This window comes from Thermoleptolyngbya sp. M55_K2018_002 (genome assembly GCF_015295965.1).
In the GTDB taxonomy this organism is placed as follows: domain Bacteria; phylum Cyanobacteriota; class Cyanobacteriia; order Elainellales; family Elainellaceae; genus Thermoleptolyngbya; species Thermoleptolyngbya sichuanensis.
The window spans coordinates 1-5197 of the sequence record NZ_DVEA01000173.1 but is presented as its reverse complement, the minus strand read 5'-3'; the positions used below and the strand labels follow the sequence as shown (position 1 = coordinate 5197).

At 54.7% G+C, this 5197-nt stretch carries 5 protein-coding genes; 1 reads left to right on the top strand and 4 read right to left on the bottom strand.

The window, feature by feature from the left end; all coding sequences use genetic code 11:
• Window positions 1-705: hydantoinase/oxoprolinase N-terminal domain-containing protein (locus tag IGS51_RS08665; protein WP_297078034.1), on the bottom strand; the 705-nt coding region annotated here is incomplete at its 3' end.
• Window positions 706-1063: 358 nt separating this feature from the next.
• Here IGS51_RS08665 and IGS51_RS08660 point away from each other — a divergent pair.
• On the top strand, window positions 1064-1303 hold the full coding sequence (locus IGS51_RS08660; RefSeq protein ID WP_297078033.1) for a hypothetical protein: 240 nt from the start codon (window positions 1064-1066) through the stop codon (window positions 1301-1303).
• A 17-nt stretch (window positions 1304-1320) separates the two neighbouring features.
• On the opposite strand, the gene IGS51_RS08655 is transcribed toward IGS51_RS08660, so the two are convergent.
• The 3 genes from IGS51_RS08655 to IGS51_RS08645 all read right to left on the bottom strand — a co-directional run bounded on the left by IGS51_RS08655 (window position 1321) and on the right by IGS51_RS08645 (window position 5196).
• On the bottom strand, window positions 1321-2100 hold the full coding sequence (locus tag IGS51_RS08655) for an ABC-2 family transporter protein (RefSeq protein ID WP_297078032.1): 780 nt from the start codon (window positions 2098-2100) through the stop codon (window positions 1321-1323).
• A gap of 14 nt (window positions 2101-2114) precedes the next feature.
• The gene (locus IGS51_RS08650) at window positions 2115-4088 is read right to left on the bottom strand and encodes a hypothetical protein (protein WP_297078031.1); all 1974 of its coding nucleotides are present in this window, start codon (window positions 4086-4088) and stop codon (window positions 2115-2117) included.
• A 109-nt stretch (window positions 4089-4197) separates the two neighbouring features.
• Window positions 4198-5196, bottom strand: coding sequence for an ATP-binding cassette domain-containing protein (locus tag IGS51_RS08645; RefSeq protein WP_297078030.1), 999 nt, complete (start codon window positions 5194-5196; stop codon window positions 4198-4200).
• Window position 5197: the final 1 nt, after the last annotated feature.

The window sequence follows — 5197 nt, the reverse complement described above, 5'->3', positions numbered from 1 at the left end:
CGTAACGCCCAACTCGGCGGCCACTCGATCCACATAGCGCCGCAAAATTGGGGATAAATAGGCATCCACAACCGTTGTGTCGCCCCGGCTCACCAGCTTCATCAGCGGGCTGACCTGGTGAGAAACCGAGACCTGCGTAAATCCGATTTGTCGCGCTAGTTCCGCCGCCTGCCGCTCGTGATCAGGATAACGATAGCCGTGCAAAAACACAATCGCGCAACTGCGAATGCCCGCTGCATAGGCATCTTGCAACTCTTCCACCAGTCCCGTTTCCAGCGGACGGAACGAAATGAGTACCTCACCTTGGGCGCTGAGGCGTTCGTCTACCTCGATAACGCGCTCATAGAGCATCTCAGGTAAGATAATTTGTCGTGCAAAAATGTTGGGACGGTTTTGGTAGCCAATTCGCAGGGCATCTCGAAAGCCTTTGGTGATCAGCAGGAGCGTGCGATCGCCCTTCCGCTCTAGCAGCGCATTGGTTGCCACCGTCGTCCCCATTTTCACCGTCGCAATCTGCCCAGCAGGAATCGGCGTATCCGACGACAAGCCCAGCAAATCGCGAATTCCCTGAATCGGCGCATCGGCGTAGCGCTCTGGATTCTCTGACAGCAGTTTATGCACGACAAGCTGCCCGTCGGGCCGACGCGCCACAATGTCGGTAAACGTACCGCCCCGATCAATCCAAAATTGCCAGCCTTGTGTCATAATGTCGCGCTCCTTCTGGTAATCGATTCAAACTCACCGTGCCAAGCCAATCGCATCTTACTTGGTAAGGTGAAGCCAAGATGAATAAAAATTTGCAAGCTGCTTTTAACATCGTCTCACCTGGATCGCTGCCAGTTATGAAAATCGTGGCTCTATTGAGCCAGGGCTTTGGCGTGAAATCTCCCCACGGTGAGGGTTGGAATCTTCTTGACTGTTTCGCCACGAAGGCATGACGCTATTGCCCTCCAGTAGTCATTGGCGGATTCCTTTAGTAGACTATCAATACTGATAGATTTCAGTTAGATCTCCGTCTGTCTGGGAATTCTGAGATAGTTGCTTTTTCCAAATCAATCGTTTTATGACCTCTGCCTCCGACAGCGAACCCACCCTCAGAGACTTGTCTAATAAGCTGGATCGGCTTTCCAGTGACGTTGGTACGCTTTCCAGTGACGTTGAAACATTTTCAGGCGATCTGAAAAAGTTCGATGAGCGCTTTGCGGATTATAGTCAGGCAACGCAGTGGGTCGTTCAGCTTGCCTTCACGCTGATTGCCAGCGCGACGCTCACAGTCATTATTACTTCAGTGTTGCGGAGGTAAAGCCTGCGAATCTCTGCCTAAGCGCCCATCCCAGAATAATGCCGCAGTCCCCGCCGCCACAGCCAGCGGTTCAGCCAAAAGAACAGCACAATCCACGCTAGGGTGATTAAGAATCCATGCAGTCGATTTCCTGGCAGCCCCACAAAGATGCTAGCCGGAAAGTAAACCAGGTAAGGCAGCGGTGTCCATTCGACGATCTGCCGGGCCAGCGGGGGAAAGACTTCCAAAGGTGCAACCACACCCGAAAAGAAAAGATAGATTAAAAACCAGATCTGCTCAATCGCGCTGGCTTTCTCGATCCAAAACGCTAGCATCGACACGGTGTATTGCATGACGAAGCGCAGCAAAAACGCCAGCGCTGTTGCCGCCGCACCCAGCAGAAAATCGCCCACGCTCGGCAGCCAGAATGCCTGGGGATAGAGCCAGAAAAACAGCCCCACCAGCACGAAGGCAAAGGGCACGCGGGCAAATCGTTCGCCCAGGTGTGATGCAAAATAGTGCCAACCAGGGTCGAGCGGTTGTAGCAGGCGCGACGACAGTTTTCCCTCCACCACGTCCCGCTCGAAATCCCACACGACCCAAACAATGGTGAACTGGCGCACCAAAAACACCGCCAAAAAATATCGCGCAAACTCCACAGGCGACAGCCCAAACTGCCCGCCCTGCGAGGCCTCCATCCACACACCCATGAGAATCAGCGGCAGACTGCCCGCCAGCACCCAGAGGATTAGCTCGGCGCGATATTCCACCATGTAGGCATAGTAGACGGACAGGAGCGTGCGGGCGGTGCGGAGCATGGGCAATCACAGAATTAGGGGTTTGGCGAATCTGGTTGGGCTGGGCTGGAGCGGGGGAGAACCGTAATGGTCTGGACGTAGGTCGGGGCAGATTCCGGGTTCAAGGAAGAAATGCCGTCTGCCATCAGCCAACACTCCAGTTGATAGACCCCCGGTTCGGCTGGAAAGGCAGCCTGTCCGATAGCAATGGTTGCCCCACCGGGCTGCGTTCGACCAGAGACAAAGAGCTGATTGCCAACCCGCGGCGTTTTGTCTTTGCCTTTTGCATCATAAAATCTCAGTCGGATTTTTGCTTCACCCATTTTTTCGATGCCCGTTTGATAGCCAAACCAGGGCGATGTCCCCGTATTGCGGAGGGCAAGTTTCAAAAGTCTTCGCTGACCAGAGCGAACCCTGGGGCGATCGCCCACAGGCACTTCATCTCCATCCATCTCGATCCAGTGCAGGCTTTCTGCCGTGCCTTGAAATCCTGCTAGATAGGTTTTTCGATCCCGAATCGGTTTGTTGAACTTGGCAAGCAAATTTCTGGTGTGGCGCTCGATTTTACTATCTTGCAACGCCCACAATCGTCCATTGCGCTCTGTGGCGGGCATTGGGCTGGCTTTCCAGTTTGTTTGGGTGAATGCCCCAATGGTTTGAATCAGGGTTGAAAGAATCAGGCTGATGAGAAACAGCGCCAAAACAAATCGTGCGCCCTGCCAGTTGCGCCTCAGCTTGGGGGCGAGATCTGCCAAAAAGTAAGCGATCAAAAAACAAGAAATAGGCAACGTGTCTGCTAGGAAGCGCGGCCCAAAAGAGTCGTTGCCACCCAGCCAAATTAAGTAGAAGCTATATTGCAGGTAAAGAAGGAAAACGCTGACCATCAGGCACAAAAGCAGCCATTCATCCCGACGGTTTTCCCGCTTCCACCTTTGCAGCAGTCGATAAGCTCCCGGAATCGCAAACAGCAGCACGGGCGAGAAGACCAGAATCCCGTTACTAGGGCTGAGCAGCAGTCCTAGAGACCCTCTTCTAAATTGCTCGAACGTCCAAGAATAGGAAGACGGGTGCTTCTCGATGTGTGAAATATATCCACCGACAATCAGGTTGCCCCAGCCGAAATAGTAGAGGTTCCAGCCCAAGTGAAACAATACGCTCGGTAATCCTAGCAAAAAGAAGACAGCTTCCTTGCGATAGGCAATAACCACGTACAGAAAAATAACGGCTGAAAACAAAGCGCTGGTGATTCGAGCGCTGGGTAGAATGCCGCAAAAAACTCCTGCCAAAAACAGCAGCAGCCTGCGGTTTTTTCCCTCACTACGCTCCACTTTGAGCAAGCACAGCAGAATCCCCGAAAGCAGCAAGTTGGAAATGGTGTGCTGGCGCAAATCCTGTGAGCAAATGGGCCAGCTTCCGGTGGCAAAGGCAAACACAAAGGTAGAAACTGCTGCAACGCTGGGGCTGAATTTGAGGCGGGTGCTGAGATAAAAGAAAACAACCGTCAAAGCAGTGGAAACGGTCGCGGCAAACTTGCTAAATCCCTGCCGATACGTTGCAAAGTCTTCGCTAGCAACGTCAGGAAACCCGGCTGGAAAAAGGTTGAAAACGCCGCCTGTGATCCCGTCCCAAAAAGCAGCCAGCTTGAGCGCAAAATAATAGAGAATGGCGAGGGGAAACGTGACCAGCGCTGGCCCGATCGGAAACCGAGAAGATAAATGACCCGTTGGTGACTCTACAAAGTAAAACGGGATGCCGCCGCCGCGATATAGATAGCCATCTCGAAACGCATCAAAGTTTAGGCTGTGGTTTTGCAGCCAGTTGAATCCCAAAAGCGTGTTGGTTACGTTGTCGCTGGAGTTCAAATCCACGCGGCCATTCATGGCGTAGACAAATACGCAGGCCCAGAAGATTGCCAGACTGGTTGCCGCAACCGGACGCTGTGCAGCGGCCTGTCGGAGGCGATCGCCCACCGTCATCCACTTCGTGACCAGACGCTCGACCAAGGACACTTGCACTTCCTGACTGACCAGATCGCAACACAGAGAGAGAGCCGAACCATAAGTTCAGATCAGCCAATCTCACACAAGCCAACATTCTAGCGGTAAGGGAGCCGTCCCGTTAAGCCGATGCGCCGTCGCCCGTATTGTCCAGACCGCCGCTTTGAAACACGCGCCCAATCACCTCTTCCACAGGCGGATCGGTCACCGTGAGGTCGGCAATGTCTAGCTCTGCCAGCAGCCGCGAGAGGATCTGAGTCAGCGCTTCCTGGGGCACGATGAAATGGGCCACGCGGCCCTCGATCGCCTTCAGGTGTCCGAAGCGTTCTAGAACCTGGGGCTGTGGGTCTTGCCCCAATTCCACCGTCACCTCGCGGCAGGGGGAAAACTGCTCCAGCAGACCATCCAGGCTGCCGTCGTAGATCAGCTTGCCCTGATGAATCATCAGCACGCGGCGGCAGAGGGCGGTGATGTCGGCCATGTAATGGCTGGTCAGCAGCACGGTGGCTTGAAACTGCTGGTTGTATTGCCGCAAAAAGTCGCGGACGCTGCTCTGGGCATTCACATCCAGCCCCAGCGTCGGCTCGTCCAGAAATAGCACCTTGGGCTGGTGAATCAGCGCCGCCAGCAGTTCCGCCTTCATGCGCTCGCCCAACGACAGCTTGCGGACGGGCTGATTGAGCTGTCGATCTAGCGCCAGCATGTCGCTCAGTTCTCCCAGGCGGCGGCGAAACTCCGCATCGGGAATGCCATAGACGGCAGCGTTGATCCGCAGCGAGTCCAGCGTGGGCAAGTCCCAGATTAACTGCTGCTTTTGCCCCATCACGAGAGTAATTTTTTGTAAAAAGTCCGGTTCGCGCCGATAGGGAACGTGCCCCGCCACCGAGATGCGCCCGCTAGAGGGGTGAATCAGCCCGGTCAGCATTTTTAGCGTGGTGGTTTTGCCTGCGCCGTTGGGGCCGAGGAAGCCGACAAATTCCCCCGGCTCAATCGCAAAGGACACGTCCTGCACGGCGGGAATATTGCGGTAGGTGCGCCGAAAGAAGTGGGTCAGCGTGCCCTTGAGTCCTGGCTCTTTGACCGCGACGGGGTAGAACTTGCTGAGGCGATCGACGGTGATG

What these genes read in the sequence shown, in the direction of transcription:
- IGS51_RS08660 (WP_297078033.1), top strand. Translation starts at nt 1,064, where the DNA reads ATGACCTCTGCCTCCGACAGCGAACCCACCCTCAGAGACTTGTCTAAT.
- IGS51_RS08655 (WP_297078032.1), bottom strand. Translation starts at nt 2,100, where the DNA reads ATGCTCCGCACCGCCCGCACGCTCCTGTCCGTCTACTATGCCTACATG.